The following is a 15732-nucleotide window of genomic DNA, read 5'->3' as shown; positions in this document are numbered from 1 at the left end:
AGTCAGGAGTCAGAGCAACACTTTGCTACCCTTTAGGTTTACTACTCTGTTGATTAACAGACCAAAAACGGATGCAATGCCTTCTCTTCACCCTGCATTTTGCAATACGAGACGAAGGCATTTCTTTGAACTTATAGATCTTTACAAAGACGCAATGCATCATAAATAGCGGCATGAGTATTACGTTGAGAAACGCAATCACCCAAACGCCATAAGATCATTTCGTTTTGTTCGCCTTTTTCAGCTAACGCCAACACGGGCTGAGCCTCCGAGTTAAACAGCGTTTCATTATCAATTTGCCCTTTGTTGCAGGACTCTTGTTTGAGCTCGTAATACAACGCTTCACTTGGGCGAATGCCATTTTCAATAACAACCTGATCCACCACACGCTCTTCACGCTGTCCGGTGTATTCATTTTCCAAAACAGCCACAAGGTTCTCACCTTCTTTGTAGACTTTTTCAAGAATCATATCAGACGTCATAATGACTTCTTTTTCGTACAAATTACGATAGTACGTTGGGAACGTCGTACCACCAATACCAACACCCGGCTTGATATCGTCGGTAACCAATTCAACTAAGGACCCTTTTGACGCAAGATAATCCGCGGCCGACATGCCCGAGAATTCACAAATTGTATCGTAAATTAACACGTTCTTGCCCGGCTCCACCTTGCCATTCAAAATATCCCAAGACGAGACACTTAATCCTTCTTTCGCCCCCCAACCTGCTTCTTGATCAACAAAAGGAAGGCCGCCTGTGGCTAAAATGCACACATCGGGTTTCAGTTCACGTACCATATCTGCACTGGCCGCTGTACCTAGGCGAATGTCCACACCTAAGCGTTCCAATTCCATCGCCAACCAACGAGTAATGCCCGCCATTTGGTCTCTTTGAGGGGCTTTCGCAGCAATGGTAATTTGTCCGCCAAGAACCTCTTCTTTTTCCAATAGTGTCACATCATGCCCACGCTCAGCCGCAACACGTGCCGCTTCCAGCCCTCCTGGGCCACCGCCCACAACCACCACTTTGCGTTTCACCCCTTGGGTTTTCTCAATCACATGAGGCATACCCTTATATTCACGAGACGTTGCTGCGTTTTGAATACACAACACATCCAAGCCCATGTACTGACGGTCAATGCAATAGTTCGCACCAACACATTGGCGAATTTGGTCTACTTGATCCATTTTTACTTTTGCAATGAAATGTGGGTCAGCAATGTGTGCTCTTGTCATGCCAACAAAATCCACATAGCCCGCTTCAATAATACGTTTTGCTTGGTTCGGATCTTTGATGTTTTGCGCATGAATAACAGGTACGTCCACCACTTCTTTAATGCCTGCCGCCAAATGTAGAAATGGCTCAGGTGGATAGCTCATGTTCGGAATAACGTTAGCTAATGTATTGTGAGTGTCGCAGCCCGACCCCACTACACCAAAGAAGTCCAATAAACCTGTATCGTTATAGTATTTTGCAATTTGTTTCAAATCGTCGTGATTCAAGCCGTCTGGATGAAATTCATCACCACACATACGTAAGCCAACAACAAAGTCGCGACCAACTTCGGCACGTACTGCTTTCAGGACTTCCATACCAAAACGCATACGATTTTCTAAGCTACCGCCCCATTGATCCGTACGCTTGTTAACACGCGGAGACCAGAACTGATCGATCATATGTTGATGTACCGCCGACAACTCAACACCGTCTAAGCCGCCTTCTTTCGCACGACGAGCTGCCTGAGCAAAATCGCCAATGACGCGCCAGATGTCTTCTTCTTCAATGGTTTTACACGTGGCGCGGTGGACAGGCTCACGAATACCGGATGGAGACATTAGGTTTGGCCATTCACCACCATCCCAACGAGAACGGCGTCCCATATGGGTGATTTGAATCATGATTTTTCCGCCGTGCTTGTGCACTGCATCGGCCAAATTTTGAAAGTGTGGAATGATTCGGTCTGTCGATAAATTGACCGAACTCCACCAGCTTTGTGGGCTATCAATTGACACCACACTTGAACCACCACAAATGGCTAAACCACAGCCGCCTTTGGCTTTTTCTTCGTAATATTTCACATAGCGTTCGGTTGTCATGCCACCATCAGTTGCATACACTTCGGCATGAGCCGTGCTGACAATGCGATTACGAATCGTCAAATTATTGATTTTTAGGGGTTCGAATAAAACATCAAACTGGGACATAGGAGGACTCCACGCGCTCCGTCGCTAATCCGTGTTTAAATAGGTTAAGTTCACCCATTAGCGATCAGAACTTGTTGTAAATTATACGTATATTGATCAAGCGTGATTAACTAAACTAAACAAACAGTTAGCGTGGTTTTACTTCAAAATAACCCACGTCACACCCATCTTCAGCGGCACATTGAGTTTGTTCCGCAACCGTTAAAACAGAATGGCCAAGATTTTTTGCGACCATATCTAAAGCACCAGCAAACCAACCCGTGAACATGTAGTCCACTTTGCGATTCACCTTGCCGTACTGATAAACAAACGCCGAATGCTCTAAACGAATTTTTGCGGTGCCCGCTGGGACATCAATTTCTTCTGTAATGAAGAATCCCCAACCGCGTTGAGACAGACGCTTCATGTAATGGTGCCAAATTTCTTCACCTTGTAGACCGTGCTCTTCGGCTTCTTTTTCACACCAGTAATAAGCCGATTTATAACCCGCTTTATAAAGAATATCCGCATAGCGTTCAGCACCAATTTCTTCTTCGATCCCCATGTGGTTATTCACAAAGAAATGGCGCGGCACATACAGCATAGGCAGTGCATCAGTTGTCCAAACACCGGTTTCATCATTTACTTCAATTGGCATTTCTGGGGCATGTACTGTCATTTTTTTACCTTAAAAAGTGTGTAATTCTTTAACGAGCGTTAAGCGCCCCAAACGTCTTTTAACAGATCAACCCAGTTTTCGCCCATAATTTTACGAACTTGTCTTTCTGTGAACCCTTTGCGTAATAGCGCATCGGTAATGTTTGGAAATTCGCCTACAGTGCGGATACCAAGAGGATTAATAATCTCGCCAAAACGCGTTAAACGTCTTGCGTAGCCTTTATCATGAGTAAGATATTCGAAGAATTCATTAGTATGACCTTGAGTAAAGTCTGTACCAATGCCAATGGCATCTTCACCAACGATGTTGTAGATGTAGTAAAGAGCATCCACATAGTCATCAATCGTTGCATTCACACCCGCTGCAAGGAAAGGCGTAAACATAGTGACACCAACAAAGCCGCCTTTATCAGCGATGTATTTCAGCTCTTCATCGGTGCGATTACGAGGATGTTCTTTTAGACCACTTGGTAAGCAATGGGAATACGCAACACGCTGCTTCGATGCATCAATGACTTCTTTAGAGGTAGTAGAGCCAACATGGGACAAATCACACAACAGGCCAACACGATTCATTTCCGCGACGATTTCATGACCAAAGCCAGACAAGCCTCCATCACGCTCGTAACATCCCGTACCCACTAGGTTTTGCGTGTTGTAACACATTTGCACAATGCCAACACCAAGGTCTTTAAACACTTGGACATAACCGACTTGATCTTCAAAAGCGTGAGCGTTTTGAAAGCCCATCATAATGCCCGTTTTGCCTTCGCGTTTCGCACGGTAGATGTCTTCAGTCGTACGTACTTTTAATAGCAGGTCATCACTTGCTTCAATCAGGCCGTTCATCTCAACAATATTGCGTACGGTTTCTTCAAAATTATCCCAAAAAGACAAGGTGCAATTTGCCGCCGTTAAGCCGCCTTTTGCCATGTCTTCAAATAAAGCACGGTCCCATTTTGAACAAATCAAACCATCAATAACGATGGAGTCATTATGAAGTTCTGTCGCATTCATTGTTTTATCCCTCTCAGATCACTTATCAGGTGGTTGTGCTTTTGATTGAACTCAACTCGTTATTTCAATCAAAAGTACAACATTAAAATAAGTCTAATTTTTCAATGAAAAGGGAGGCGTCTGAAAGCGACTTGACAAGTAACAAAAGCGACGTGACTTAAAGCATTTCTAAAAAAAGTCTAAGAGAAGATGCAGAATGGGGATTATCAGACCACGAAACACAAGGAAAAAAGAAGAATATCAAAAAAACGACGACACACCACTTAAGGTGTTCAAGGCATGTTTTAGCAGATAAGAGACCTCGCGCCTCCTATTTCATTGCAACAAGGAGCGAGCATTGGTTTCTTTATTGTTTAGAAAAACCAAGCCATTAATATTTCCTTCATCCATTCGCTGTCTCCCAACATTCAGCTCTTATTCACCCAAGTGAATCTCCGTTGTGTTTTTTACGGTGCGCAGTGAAACGGACGTTTGGAATTTGCGAATGTTGGCGTCGGTGTGCAGTACTCGCTCAACAAATCGCTCGAAAGCTTGAATGTCGGCCACCGTGACAATCATCATAAAATCGTAGTTGCCTGTGGTTTGATAGCAGTGCGTTACTTCTGGGGCCTTGCTAGCGACACGTCTAAACGCGTCGTACATTTCCTTGCGATCTCGCTCCATTTCGACTGAAACCAATAGAGTCAGTTTGTTACCCGTTAATTCCGGATTGATAATGGAGACATCGCCAACAATGACGTTTTCGTCTCTTAATCGTTTAACTCGTTTATGGCAAGCCGGTGGCGATAGGCCCACTTCTTCAGCAAGTTCCACGTTCGCGATGCGGTTCGTCCGTTGTAAAATAGTTAAGATTTTTCGATCAATATTGTCCAATTCCATATATTTCTTCCACTGACATTTTTCTACTTATTTATTTCTTAAATAAGTCATTATTAGAGATAATACCCTCATTTTACTATCAAACTGAGCGACATATTTCTTGCTGTGTATATAGAATTTACCCCTTATTTTATGGAGTAACAACGGTGAATACACAAGTGCCTTTTTTATCAGGATTATGGAAAGAGATTTTCGGAGTGACGTGGACACTTTATAAAATCATGATTCCCATCATTATTATGATCAAAATCGTAGAAGAACTCGGTGGTATCGTATTGCTTAGCCAATGGTTAAGCCCAGTTATGGCGTTGGTCGGGCTGCCCAGTGAAATGGGCTTGGTTTGGGCCGCAACCATCGTCACTAATCTATACGCGGGATTGGTGGTGTTTATGAGCATTGATGCGGAGCTCACCGTGGCACAAGTTTCGGTGCTTGGAACGTTGTTGTTGCTCGCTCATTCTTTGCCTTTGGAAACGGCCGTCGCAAAAAAAGCAGGGGTGGGCATTGTTATAACATTGATGGTTCGCCTTGGAGGAAGCTTATTAATGGCTTGGGCACTTCACCAAATTTATCAAGAAGGTGACCTATTAAACTACCCTGCTGAAGCCATTTGGCAACACGTGCCTACCCATGACCCAAGCTATATAACATGGGCCGTCGATCAACTTAAGAGCCTTGCCATGATCTTTGTGGTGATTGCAGTCTTAATTACCTTCCTTCGCCTATTAAAATGGTTGGGGATCGAAAAGCTGATGGCCATCGTGTTGAAACCCATTTTGTCGATACTAGGCATCAGCCGCGACGCTACTAACTTAACCATCATAGGGATTACGTTAGGACTTTCTTTTGGCGGGGGGTTGCTTATTAATGAAGCGAAGCGAGGGCACATTTCACCCAGAGATATTTTTGTCTCCATGATGTTGCTAAGCCTGCTTCATAGCTTAATTGAAGACACCTTACTTATTCTGTTAATTGGTGCCAATTTCACAACCATTTTTTGGGGGCGGATTGTCTTTTCACTATTGGTGGTTAGCCTTTTAGTCTTGGTTATTAAGCGAATAGATGAATGTGTTTGCCTGAAATATTTTTACAAAAAGATCAGTGAGTAAATCCATACCCTAAAACATCGTCTGTTCTGGTTAACTATCACCTCATCAAACGGTGTTTTAGGGAGAGTAGAACTGCCAGTCCCTACGCCTTAATGTTCAAATAACGTTTTTGCAATTGAAAGGTTATCAGACCAGCTAAAATCACGGCACTCGCTTGATATAAAAGCCCCATCATGTCTGAATGATCCCCATGGGCCAGTTGCATTTTCCATTGAAAGGTTTCAAATAAATAGTCTAATAACAATCCAGCACTGACGGCACTGATGACGATGGCAATCAAGTAAATCACCAGTTCACGTGTGCCCAATTCATTCTTAATCACAATCAGTGTAGCTATGTTGGTTGCCGGGCCTGTGAGCATAAAGACCAGTGCCGCACCGGGCGTAATACCAGATAATAATAAGCCGACAGCCAATGGTGTTGAGGCGGTAGCGCAGATGTACATGGGCACTGAAATCAGCACGATGACCAACATGGCAAACACACCTTGGCCGTATTGCGTTAGAAAGCCTTCTGGTACAAAGGTGGTGACCAAGGCCGCAAAGAAAATACCGATAAGAAACCACACCATAAAATCACGTAACAATTTCCCATAACCGAAGACAAATGCAGCTTTTAACTTAGCCAATGTACTAACAGGTTGAGTGGCGCCTTTATGGCAACAGCTCTTTTTAATAGGCTCATCGGCAGCCTCATCAAGAGGGCGGTCCGCTGACCCAAACACCGCAATCAAAGACCCTGCAATGATAGCAGAAACAATGGCCGCAATAGGACGAGCGATCGTCATAACAGGCCCCATTAATGCGTATGTTACTCCAATAGAATCCACCCCTGTTTCAGGCGTAGAGACTAAGAAACTCGCGGTACTGGCTTTGCTTGCGCCACTTCGCCTAATGCCCATTGCAACAGGGATAACCGAACAGGAACACAAAGGAAGAGGCGCGCCAATGAAAGCCGCTGTGACAACCGAGTTACGTTTCCCCAGTGTGGATTCAATCCATTTTTTAGGCACCAATTGATGAATGACACCCGCTATCAACATCCCAGCTAATAGAAACGGTGCCGACTCAATAAACAAAGCCGCAAAGTTTGCCATTAATTCCATATTATTCTCCTGTGGCGTCGTTGCCATTTTCCAACGCATCAATAATGGTACAAAACTCAGCACTCTCTTCCCCACCACAGCAATATTTTTCTAATTGCGTTAAGGTTTTTTGCATCTGTTTTAAACGCTGAATTTGTACTTCAATTTCTTTCACCTTGGTACTGGTAATGTGTTTTGCTTCGGCACACACGTGATGGCTTTTATCATTTTTAATGGCGAGCAAGGATGACGTTTCCGCCAAACTAAAACCACAGGCTTTGCTGCGCTTTATAAACTTCGCAGTAATCAGATCATCATGAGAATAATGTCGGTAATTATTCTCGCCTCGTTGGGACGGTTTCAATAGGCCTTCTTTTTCATAATATCGCAGTGTGTGAGCACGAATGCCTGACTGTTTTTCCAAATCACCAATCTTCATAAAACTACCTACTGTTCGCTCAATAAGCTTATGATAGACCTTAGAGTATGGTTTAAGGTCAAGCGTTTTGTTTTCGTTCACAACTTAATCATTATGCACGGTCGATGGTCTAAATTTCTTCTTTTAATTGCGTTAAGAATGCACGCATAAACGCTTCTCTCTTTCTGCCTTCTAACCGCGCCGCAGACGTATTAAGCGTGTCCGTGATATTAAAAAGCTTATTATAAAAATGGTCTATCGTGTAGTGCGCATCATTGGGTGAACGCGTTTCACAGAAAGGATCGTCAGATGAGTAAAGAGGGCGATTTAATGCGCCACTTACCTGCATACAACGCGCCACGCCAACTGCACCTAACGCATCTAAGCGATCTGCATCTTGAACAATTTTGGCTTCTAACGTGCGCGGAGCAACATTCGCACTGAAGCTGTGAGCCGTAATCGCATGATGGATGCCCTCGAAATAGACGGGTGGATACTCTATGCTTTCAAGGAATGAAATGGCTTTGCCGCCAGCTAACTTGGAGGCGTGCGCTCGATTTGGGTGGTTTTTGGGCAACGATACACAGTCATGCAACCACGCAGCAGGAATCACAACCGCAAGCTCGGCCTGTTCTTCAATTGCAAGTTGTGTCGCGGCTTTTACCACTCTCAGTATGTGGTTCACATCATGCGCGGCATCCGCATGACCCTCTGCGTTTAAAAAAGAGAGAAAGGACGGTTCGTATTGCTTCACATCGTCAAGATTCATAAGGCGAGCTTCTTTTTCATCAAAAGGTATAAGAGACAAGGCGTTTCTATGGAATAGGCGTCTCTATTAATTTTAACGTAAAAGTGACAAAGAATGCGCTCACCAAGAAAGATCAATCTAAAAAAGACTCGAAGGCTCGTGAAACCTATTTGCCCAATATTTGCTTATGGGTAGACTTAGATAGACAATAAGAATAGACAATGAAGCATTCGTCAGTATGAAGTAAGGCCATTAAATTTTGCCTAAAGAAGAGACCTAAATGAGCTCAATTATCCCAGATGTGCAATTCAAAAATTCGGAGCTTTCTCGGCTCGGGTTTGAAGTGGTCTGCCTTGATAATGTGTATGCTCAATTTGAAGCAAAAGAAATCAAATACATTGATAAGCCTCATCGGATTCACTTCTACAATATCATCATAATTACCGATGGGCAGGGAGTGCATTCGATCGATTTCAATCAATTTCAAATTGAAAAAGGCCGTGTGCTTATGATCAATAAAGGGCAGATTCACGCCTTTGATTTAGTCCATAAGCCGAAGGGTAAACTGATTATTTTCACGGATACGTTTATCGATAAGGTCGCCACGGCCATTAATCTGCAAATTTTTTCTCCTACATACTTCATTTCTTCCAATTTACAAGGGTTTACCCTCTCTACTCGTCAAGAATCGACCTTGTTGGAATTGATCAGTCTGCTCAATATTGAACTGGAAATAGACACACCCAATATCGAGTTTCTACAAACCTTATTTACCTCTATGCTGTTGAAAATCACCGAAGCCAGACCCAATATTTACCGCAATCCTATGAACCCGTTACAAACTCGCTGCTTCGAACGTTTTATCGGCACCCTGAATGAGACCTTCACCCAAACACGTGATGCGCACTATTACGCCCATTTATTAGGCATCACTTACAAAACCCTCAATAAGATTTGTAAACTCGCCACAAACCGGACCGCAAAACAATTAATTGATGCTCATACGATCTTAGAAGCAAAACGTCGGTTATCCATTGATAACTATCAAATTCAACAACTTGCAGAATATTTGGGGTTTGACGAACCCAGCAACTTTGTAAAATACTTCAAAAAACACACATTAATGACACCCAGCCAATTTAAAAAATCTCGATAGGGTTCGATATTTACCATTTTTAATCTCACATTGACCTGCCTCTCTTCTCTCCTGATCACTAAACTGTCTGTAAATTAACTCATCAGGTGAATCAATATGAAAGCAAAAATTGCAGCCGTTCTAGTCGCAGGTTCTTTAGCCGCTTGCTCTAATTTACATTCAGAGGAAACTATGACCCTTAGCCATAAAGAAAAAGCCGTTGCCCTGTTAAACGCGATCGAAACAGGCGATAGCAAAGCCATCAGTTATGTCAATCCAACAAACTACACGCAACATAATTTAGAAGTTGGCGATGGCCTAGCTGCATTCGGTGAAGTGCTTCAAGCATTGCCAAAAGGCAGCGCTAAAGTAAACGTTGTCCGCGCATTCCAAGACGGTGATTACACATTCACACATACTGAATACAATTTCTTTGGCCATAAAGCAGGCTTCGACGTATTCCGTTTTGAAGAAGGCAAAATCGTTGAACATTGGGACAACTTACAAGAAGTTGCGCCAGCGAACCCAAGCGGTCGTACTCAATTTGATGGTGCAACCGAGCTGACTGACCTAGACAAGACAGATGAAAACAAAGCCATTGTGACGGATTTTGTTAACTCCATCTTGATCAAAGGTGAATTGAACAAATTAACGAACTTTATTTCTCCTGCTGAAGGTGGATATATCCAGCATAACCCAAGTGTGGCGGATGATTTAAGCGGTCTAGGTGCGGCTCTTGGCGCATTAGCCGAACAGGGCATGCCAACGATTTACACAGCAAATCACAAGATTCTAGGCGAAGGTAACTTTGTGCTAGCTATCAGCGAAGGTGAGTTCTTGAAAAAGCACGTTGCTTTCTATGACCTGTTCCGTTTAGAAAACGGCATGATCGTAGAGCATTGGGACACTATCGAAGCCATTCCCACTAAATCTGAATGGAAAAACAATAACGGTAAATTTAACTTCTAAGTCGTTAACACCGATTTAGTCAATATACCGAAAAAAGGGTGCTAAGCAATTAGCACCCTTTTTAAATAAAAGCCCATATCTAAAGACATATAAAGTAAAACAACCCAATACCATCACACCACCTCAATAAACCACTTTGGTTCCATGGCGTCAAAATCCGTTCTCTTATTCAAGGCTAAATAACTGGCAGAGTCCAATTCAAACGCATCTCCACCCACGCGTTTAAATACAATCCAGTGCCAAAAATGTTTACCTTTTTCTTGATGATATTTAATCGACAATAAAGCCGTGTTGGGCAAACTCGACCAAGAAACAACAGGTGTTTCACCTTTGGTCGTTTCCACCCCCGCTTCCATCAACAGCTTTCTGACATACTGAGGATCTGACCAAAGCGATGTATCGGAGGCGTAAATACCCATCCATCCCATTGGCACGCTCTTTCATTTCAGAATAGGTTTTACCCACAATATTGGCGACGGATGCGATTCCACACCCTGTCGCTTCTTCTTGAATAACAGGCTTAAATTCACACAACTCCTTTTACGTCATAATGTTCCGTTTTTACTTGAATTCAAGAGAGGTTGTAAGTCATGTAAGTGACGTCAAAAGGCAAATGATCAAAGTGTCGAATGCCACTTTTTACGAAACCAAGCCTTTCATACCACTGTTGTAACCAAGTATGTTGAGCGATCACGCCAATGCTGATGATGTCCAAGTAATCAGATTGAGCCAGTGTAATAACATGCTCGACAAGTTGAGAGCCTATGCCTTTATTTTGCTCTTCAGGCAAGACAGATAATCGATTCAAATACGCTTTACGAGTCGCACCATTGTTATTGGGTATTTCATACGCCACACACGCCAGTGGTTGATCATTTTCAGTCAACAAAAAGTAGCGTTCTCCTCTTTGAAAATCCGCTTCTACCCAACTGTTTTCACAAAATGATGGATGCTTAGGACAGTTAGTTTGATTAATACCAAACTCGACCGCAACCGTTGCATTCGCCTCTCGGATTAAACAAGCAATAACGTCTGAACTCTCTATGAATACTTCTTCTATCTTAACCATAACACGTTCCTGCTACTTTATTCGTTCTAGAATTAGGCGTTCTTAAAGAGAGAAAATGAAAACGTCCATGCAAACTTAACCGCGCAAACAGCAAGTAAAATCATCACAACGCCCAGACCTTGCCACACACTGATCTGTGTCGAAAAAGCGATAAAATCGACAAAAAGAGCCGTAACTGGATAAATAAATGACAACAAGGCAATCAAACTGGTCGGCAATCTTTGAAAGCTGTCGTACATGATAATGTACATAAATCCTGTTAACACGGCACCTAAGACCAATATATCGATCCATTGGCGAGTGTGTGTTGGCAAGTTGGTGAAATCCACAAAAGGCAACAGCATTACAATACCGATTGAAACTTGCACTAAAGCAACAAACTGAGAAGGCACCCTACTGACTTTCTTTGCCACCAGCGTCGCCACGGTATATAGCACCGCCGCACCTAACGCCAATAACAGCCCTATCAAAGCCGTTACATCGCCTTGATCATCGTTAAACAGTGACGCTATTTCATTAACATCCAATTCGACAATCAAAAACAGACCGATAAACGCCATGCCTAGCCAGAAAACCAAACTGCCTGATAATCTGTCTTTAGTCAGAACAGCACCCGCCAATACCAAGAATAATGGCTGCATGTGATACGCCATGGTCGCGATGGAAAAAGGAATATACTGAAAAGACGCAAACAACAAAATCCAATTCGCCACAAGCGCAATGCCACCAATAACAATAAAAACAAACACTCGGCGTGCAAAAAACTCAGACTTAATCATGCCAGTAAAATACGCGTACCCACCTAGCGTAATCGCGCCGATTACACAGCGAAAAAACACCACATTCCATAGGGGTTGTTCAGAGCTAATCACGAAATAGCCAATGGTTCCTGACAGTATCATAGCGATCACAAGTTCAATTGTGCCTATGCTGGTTGTTGAACGATTCATGGTTTATCTCCTTGAGACCTTTGCGCGACTATTACGCTTGCTAATACTTTGTTAAAAACAGACTCAAATATGCGCATTTATAGCTTATAAACTCCGCTTTTTCTCCTGTTTTTGCCTCGTCTTATCATCGCTCATGACGTCGTGCAAATCTCTCCTTAGGGTTGATTTATAGGAAAGAAATACTTTATGGTGAATAGAGTAAAGGTTAATACCTGTCTTTTACAGATGAAAAAAAAGGCAAATAAAACCAACCACCCTGTGTATTTGAGGCAAAAATGCGAAGTAACCTTCGAAACCAAGAAATTCAGCTAGATGGCACCGATTCGAAGCTAATTGAGCTTCTGTATGAGAATGCAAGGACGCCAATCGCCGAACTCGCTCGTGCTGTAGGAATGACCGCACCGAGTGTCAACGAACGCTTAAAACGACTCGAAGACAATGGTGTTATTGACGGCTATCGAATCGACATTAATCCAGTCGCTTTGGGTTATAGCCTGATGTCGATTGTGCGCATGCGTCAACATCCGGGCAAACATAAACAACTTGAGTCACTGATTAAAGCGATTCCTGAGTTTGTTGAATGTGACAAAGTAACGGGAGACGACTGTTACATAGCCCGTCTGTATTTAAAAGACATCAGCGATTTAGACCCTATCCTTGATCGTGTTGCAGAAATCGCCGACACCAGCACCGCTATTGTGAAATCCACACCCATCAAGCGACGTTTGTTGGTCTAACGACATAATCGATTATTGTGAATGATCATAACAGCCACGTCGAAAGCCCGACTTATGGCAAAATACAGTCTTAATTCTGAGATTCAATCTCTGAAACAAGACTTTCTACTTTCTGATAGCCTTGCTGCATATGTTCAGTTATATGGTCCAACATTGCAGGTAAATCATCACCTAGAGCCAGCTTAACGTATTTATCATGAGCATTTATGTATGGCCCTGTTCTATTATGCGCTTTCTGATGCAAGGTAAAATAAAGGTGTAAGCGACCTCGTAATCGTTGCCACGTGTCTTGTAAAAGCGCATGCCCACAATGTTTATAAACAACATTATGTAACTCTAGCTCTTCAAATATTGTCGCAATATGATCATCACTTTTGATCGCTAACGAAAGCTTTTCAAGCTGTAATATAAGCTCATCATGAAAGGCATCATCTCTTTGCTCCCACACTAGTTTAAACGCAAACTGTTCCAGCTCTGTTCTAAACGAGTACAGCTCTCGAATCGCCTGTACTGTGATATTAGCAACGTATGTTCCTGTGTAGGGAATATTATCAATCAACCCTTGTTCAGCGAGCTGTCTTATTGCTTCTCGTAGAGGCCCTCGGCTAACGCCTAACAATGATGAGAGCTGTGATTCTACCAGCTTTGTACCTGGAGGTAAGTCTCCACTAATAATTGCGTCTTTAAGTTTCTCAACCACATCTGCTCTTAAAGTACGATTTTTAAGGATCGGTTTTAGGTTTAATACTGTCATAAATGCCTGTTTGTAATAAATAAGTCCCACTAGTAGTCATCAAACAAGAGTAGCAAATTTGTGAATGCAGAGAAATACTATATTAGCAACAGTATGATTGTTAACAATCATACTGTTGACAAAGTTTCTTTTCAGATTTACCCTAAATTCATCACATCTCTCTTAGAAAGAGTAAATTCATCACCCGTTATTTGGAGTAAAGCATGTCATCCCATTCATTTAGTGCCCATACCGCTGAAGAAGACAGTCGTAACGAATCGATACAAATTTATGTAAATGGCGAACTACTACCTAAGCGTGAAGCCGTCGTTTCGGTTTACGACAGTGGGTTTATGCTAGGTGACGGCATTTGGGAAGGGTTACGTGTTTACAATGGAAAAATCGCTTTTCTAGACGATCATTTAGACCGTTTGTATGCTTCAGCAAAAGTGCTAGATTTTGATATCGGCTTGAGTCGTGAAGACATGGTTAAAGCGCTTTACAACACTTTAGACGTAAATGGTATGACTCACGATGCACACCTCAGACTTATGGTCAGTCGAGGTACAAAGAAAAAGCCTTTCCAAGACCCTCGTTTAAGCATATATGGCGCAACAACCGTCATTATTGCCGAGCACAGCAAACCCAGTGGAAAGGTAAAAAGTGAAGGCATGAGTTTGTTTACCGTTCATGTCGTTCGAGGCCTGCCCAACAGCCAAGACCCTAAGCTCAACTCTCACAGTAAACTCAACTGCATCACTGCCTTGATCCAAGCACAAAAAGCCGGTGCCGATGAAGCGCTTATGCTTGACCCTCATGGTTTTGTTGCAACCTGTAACTCCACCAATTTCTTCATTGTTCGCAAAGGTGAAGTTTGGACCTCTAGCACTAAATACTGCATGAACGGTATTACTCGTCAAAAAGTAATCGATCTCTGTAAAGCAAATGGAATCACAGTACATGAAACTGATTTCTCGCTTTTCGAAGTGTATGGGGCAGATGAAGCGTTTGTCACAGGCACATTTGCCGGGCAAACCCCTGTTGTCAATATCGATGGTCGCGTTGTTGGGAATGGAAAACCGGGGCCAGTATTTGAACGTATTAGTGCTTTATACAAACAATTAGCTTCATCTTAATACATTAAAACACGGTCATGAACATTCGCCAGTGGAGAATAATTAAATGACATCACTTGAGAACAATGTAGAAAACAAAATCCTTGTTGTAGGCGGTGGAAGAATGGGAGCCGCAATCATAAACGGTTGGCTAGCGAAAGGCATTGCCCCCGAGTCTATTTTTTTGATTGATCAAAATCAGAGTGTTTTGGATAGCTATAAAGAGCAAGGTGTAAACACCTTCATCAATGTCGAGAATGTCCCTATTAGCGAGTCTTTCTCAGTCTTTCTTTTAGCTCTTAAGCCACAGATTATTCTTAAAAGTATCAATGAATTTAATCGTTTAATTAATCTAAACAGCTGTCTAATTTCCGTTGCTGCTGGCATTACCGTATCGACATTAAGATCCTTAATGCCGAATGCTCAACACGTAGTCAGAGTCATGCCAAATACCCCAGCAATGATCGGAAAAGGTGTTTTAGTTGGTTATATAGAAGAACAAAAGTCCGCTTTTATCGATTTGATTGAGGGATTATTCAGCTCCCTAGGAAAATTCTATTGGGTCACAAATGAGGAGCATATGCACAGCGTGACTGCTATCAGTGGAAGTGGCCCTGCTTATGCTTTCTATTTCACTCAATGCTTTATTGAATCCGCCAAGAAACTAGGGCTGCCTGAGCCTCTTGCACAGCATTTAGCGTTGGAAACCATTATCGGTTCGTCCGCATTATTGGATCAGAGTGACGAGGATGTCATGCAGTTACGTGAAAATGTAACCAGCCCTAATGGCACAACTCAAGCGGGGTTAGAAACGTTGATGTCCGATAATATTTTTATGAATCAGCTCTTGGCCTGCTGTGAAGCAGCTAAAGAACGTAGCATTCAATTGTCGTAATTTAATTCAA

17 protein-coding genes are annotated in these 15732 nt (G+C 42.7%); 6 read left to right on the top strand and 11 right to left on the bottom strand.

Annotation, left to right across the window (positions count from 1 at the left end; all coding sequences use genetic code 11):
* Positions 1-131 precede the first annotated feature (131 nt).
* The 4 genes from dgcA to ACMUMJ_RS05790 all read right to left on the bottom strand — a co-directional run bounded on the left by dgcA (position 132) and on the right by ACMUMJ_RS05790 (position 4760).
* Positions 132-2207 (bottom strand): dimethylglycine demethylation protein DgcA, encoded by a 2076-nt coding sequence (gene dgcA, locus ACMUMJ_RS05805; protein WP_414677847.1) that lies wholly within the window; start codon positions 2205-2207, stop codon positions 132-134.
* A gap of 127 nt (positions 2208-2334) precedes the next feature.
* The gene (locus ACMUMJ_RS05800) at positions 2335-2865 is read right to left on the bottom strand and encodes a DUF5943 domain-containing protein (RefSeq protein ID WP_414677846.1); all 531 of its coding nucleotides are present in this window, start codon (positions 2863-2865) and stop codon (positions 2335-2337) included.
* Positions 2866-2903: 38 nt separating this feature from the next.
* Positions 2904-3881, bottom strand: coding sequence for a dipeptidase (locus tag ACMUMJ_RS05795; protein ID WP_414677845.1), 978 nt, complete (start codon positions 3879-3881; stop codon positions 2904-2906).
* A gap of 414 nt (positions 3882-4295) precedes the next feature.
* Positions 4296-4760, bottom strand: a complete 465-nt coding sequence (locus ACMUMJ_RS05790; protein ID WP_414677844.1) for an Lrp/AsnC family transcriptional regulator — start codon at positions 4758-4760, stop codon at positions 4296-4298.
* A gap of 146 nt (positions 4761-4906) precedes the next feature.
* Between ACMUMJ_RS05790 and ACMUMJ_RS05785 the strand changes: the two genes are divergently transcribed.
* A complete protein-coding gene (locus ACMUMJ_RS05785; protein WP_414677843.1) occupies positions 4907-5869 on the top strand; it encodes a hypothetical protein in 963 nt (320 codons plus the stop codon).
* An 82-nt stretch (positions 5870-5951) separates the two neighbouring features.
* Here ACMUMJ_RS05785 and ACMUMJ_RS05780 read toward each other — a convergent pair whose 3' ends face one another.
* The 3 genes from ACMUMJ_RS05780 to ACMUMJ_RS05770 all read right to left on the bottom strand — a co-directional run bounded on the left by ACMUMJ_RS05780 (position 5952) and on the right by ACMUMJ_RS05770 (position 8140).
* Positions 5952-6974: an SO_0444 family Cu/Zn efflux transporter gene (locus ACMUMJ_RS05780; RefSeq protein ID WP_414677842.1), complete on the bottom strand. Its 1023-nt coding sequence runs from the start codon at positions 6972-6974 to the stop codon at positions 5952-5954.
* Between the two features lies 1 nt (position 6975).
* Positions 6976-7392 carry a Zn(2+)-responsive transcriptional regulator gene (zntR, locus tag ACMUMJ_RS05775; protein WP_414677841.1) on the bottom strand — a complete coding sequence of 139 codons (417 nt, stop codon included), beginning with the start codon at positions 7390-7392 and terminating at the stop codon, positions 6976-6978.
* Between the two features lie 109 nt (positions 7393-7501).
* Positions 7502-8140: an HD domain-containing protein gene (locus ACMUMJ_RS05770; protein ID WP_414677840.1), complete on the bottom strand. Its 639-nt coding sequence runs from the start codon at positions 8138-8140 to the stop codon at positions 7502-7504.
* A gap of 259 nt (positions 8141-8399) precedes the next feature.
* On the opposite strand from ACMUMJ_RS05770, the gene ACMUMJ_RS05765 reads away from it, so the two are divergent.
* Complete coding sequence (locus tag ACMUMJ_RS05765) at positions 8400-9275, top strand: helix-turn-helix transcriptional regulator (protein ID WP_414677839.1); 876 nt, start codon at positions 8400-8402, stop codon at positions 9273-9275.
* A 96-nt stretch (positions 9276-9371) separates the two neighbouring features.
* Positions 9372-10223: a nuclear transport factor 2 family protein gene (locus ACMUMJ_RS05760; protein ID WP_414677838.1), complete on the top strand. Its 852-nt coding sequence runs from the start codon at positions 9372-9374 to the stop codon at positions 10221-10223.
* Positions 10224-10336: 113 nt separating this feature from the next.
* On the opposite strand, the gene ACMUMJ_RS05755 is transcribed toward ACMUMJ_RS05760, so the two are convergent.
* The 3 genes from ACMUMJ_RS05755 to ACMUMJ_RS05745 form a co-directional block, all read right to left on the bottom strand.
* The gene (locus tag ACMUMJ_RS05755; RefSeq protein WP_414677837.1) at positions 10337-10651 is read right to left on the bottom strand and encodes a hypothetical protein; all 315 of its coding nucleotides are present in this window, start codon (positions 10649-10651) and stop codon (positions 10337-10339) included.
* A 143-nt stretch (positions 10652-10794) separates the two neighbouring features.
* Positions 10795-11292 carry a GNAT family N-acetyltransferase gene (locus ACMUMJ_RS05750; RefSeq protein ID WP_414677836.1) on the bottom strand — a complete coding sequence of 166 codons (498 nt, stop codon included), beginning with the start codon at positions 11290-11292 and terminating at the stop codon, positions 10795-10797.
* Positions 11293-11324: 32 nt separating this feature from the next.
* Positions 11325-12242 carry a DMT family transporter gene (locus tag ACMUMJ_RS05745; protein WP_414677835.1) on the bottom strand — a complete coding sequence of 306 codons (918 nt, stop codon included), beginning with the start codon at positions 12240-12242 and terminating at the stop codon, positions 11325-11327.
* Positions 12243-12517: 275 nt separating this feature from the next.
* Between ACMUMJ_RS05745 and ACMUMJ_RS05740 the strand changes: the two genes are divergently transcribed.
* Positions 12518-12979 (top strand): Lrp/AsnC family transcriptional regulator, encoded by a 462-nt coding sequence (locus ACMUMJ_RS05740; protein ID WP_414677834.1) that lies wholly within the window; start codon positions 12518-12520, stop codon positions 12977-12979.
* A gap of 70 nt (positions 12980-13049) precedes the next feature.
* Here the strand turns inward: ACMUMJ_RS05740 and ACMUMJ_RS05735 are convergent, their stop codons facing one another.
* Positions 13050-13733: a GntR family transcriptional regulator gene (locus tag ACMUMJ_RS05735; protein ID WP_414677833.1), complete on the bottom strand. Its 684-nt coding sequence runs from the start codon at positions 13731-13733 to the stop codon at positions 13050-13052.
* A gap of 203 nt (positions 13734-13936) precedes the next feature.
* On the opposite strand from ACMUMJ_RS05735, the gene ACMUMJ_RS05730 reads away from it, so the two are divergent.
* Complete coding sequence (locus tag ACMUMJ_RS05730; RefSeq protein ID WP_414677832.1) at positions 13937-14848, top strand: D-amino acid aminotransferase; 912 nt, start codon at positions 13937-13939, stop codon at positions 14846-14848.
* Positions 14849-14894: 46 nt separating this feature from the next.
* Positions 14895-15722, top strand: a complete 828-nt coding sequence (gene proC, locus ACMUMJ_RS05725; protein ID WP_414677831.1) for a pyrroline-5-carboxylate reductase — start codon at positions 14895-14897, stop codon at positions 15720-15722.
* The last annotated feature ends 10 nt before the right edge of the window (positions 15723-15732 follow it).

The organism is Marinomonas phycocola (assembly GCF_047525455.1).
GTDB lineage: Bacteria > Pseudomonadota > Gammaproteobacteria > Pseudomonadales > Marinomonadaceae > Marinomonas.
The sequence above is the reverse complement of the archived record's forward strand: the minus strand, read 5'-3'. Positions and strand labels throughout refer to the sequence as shown.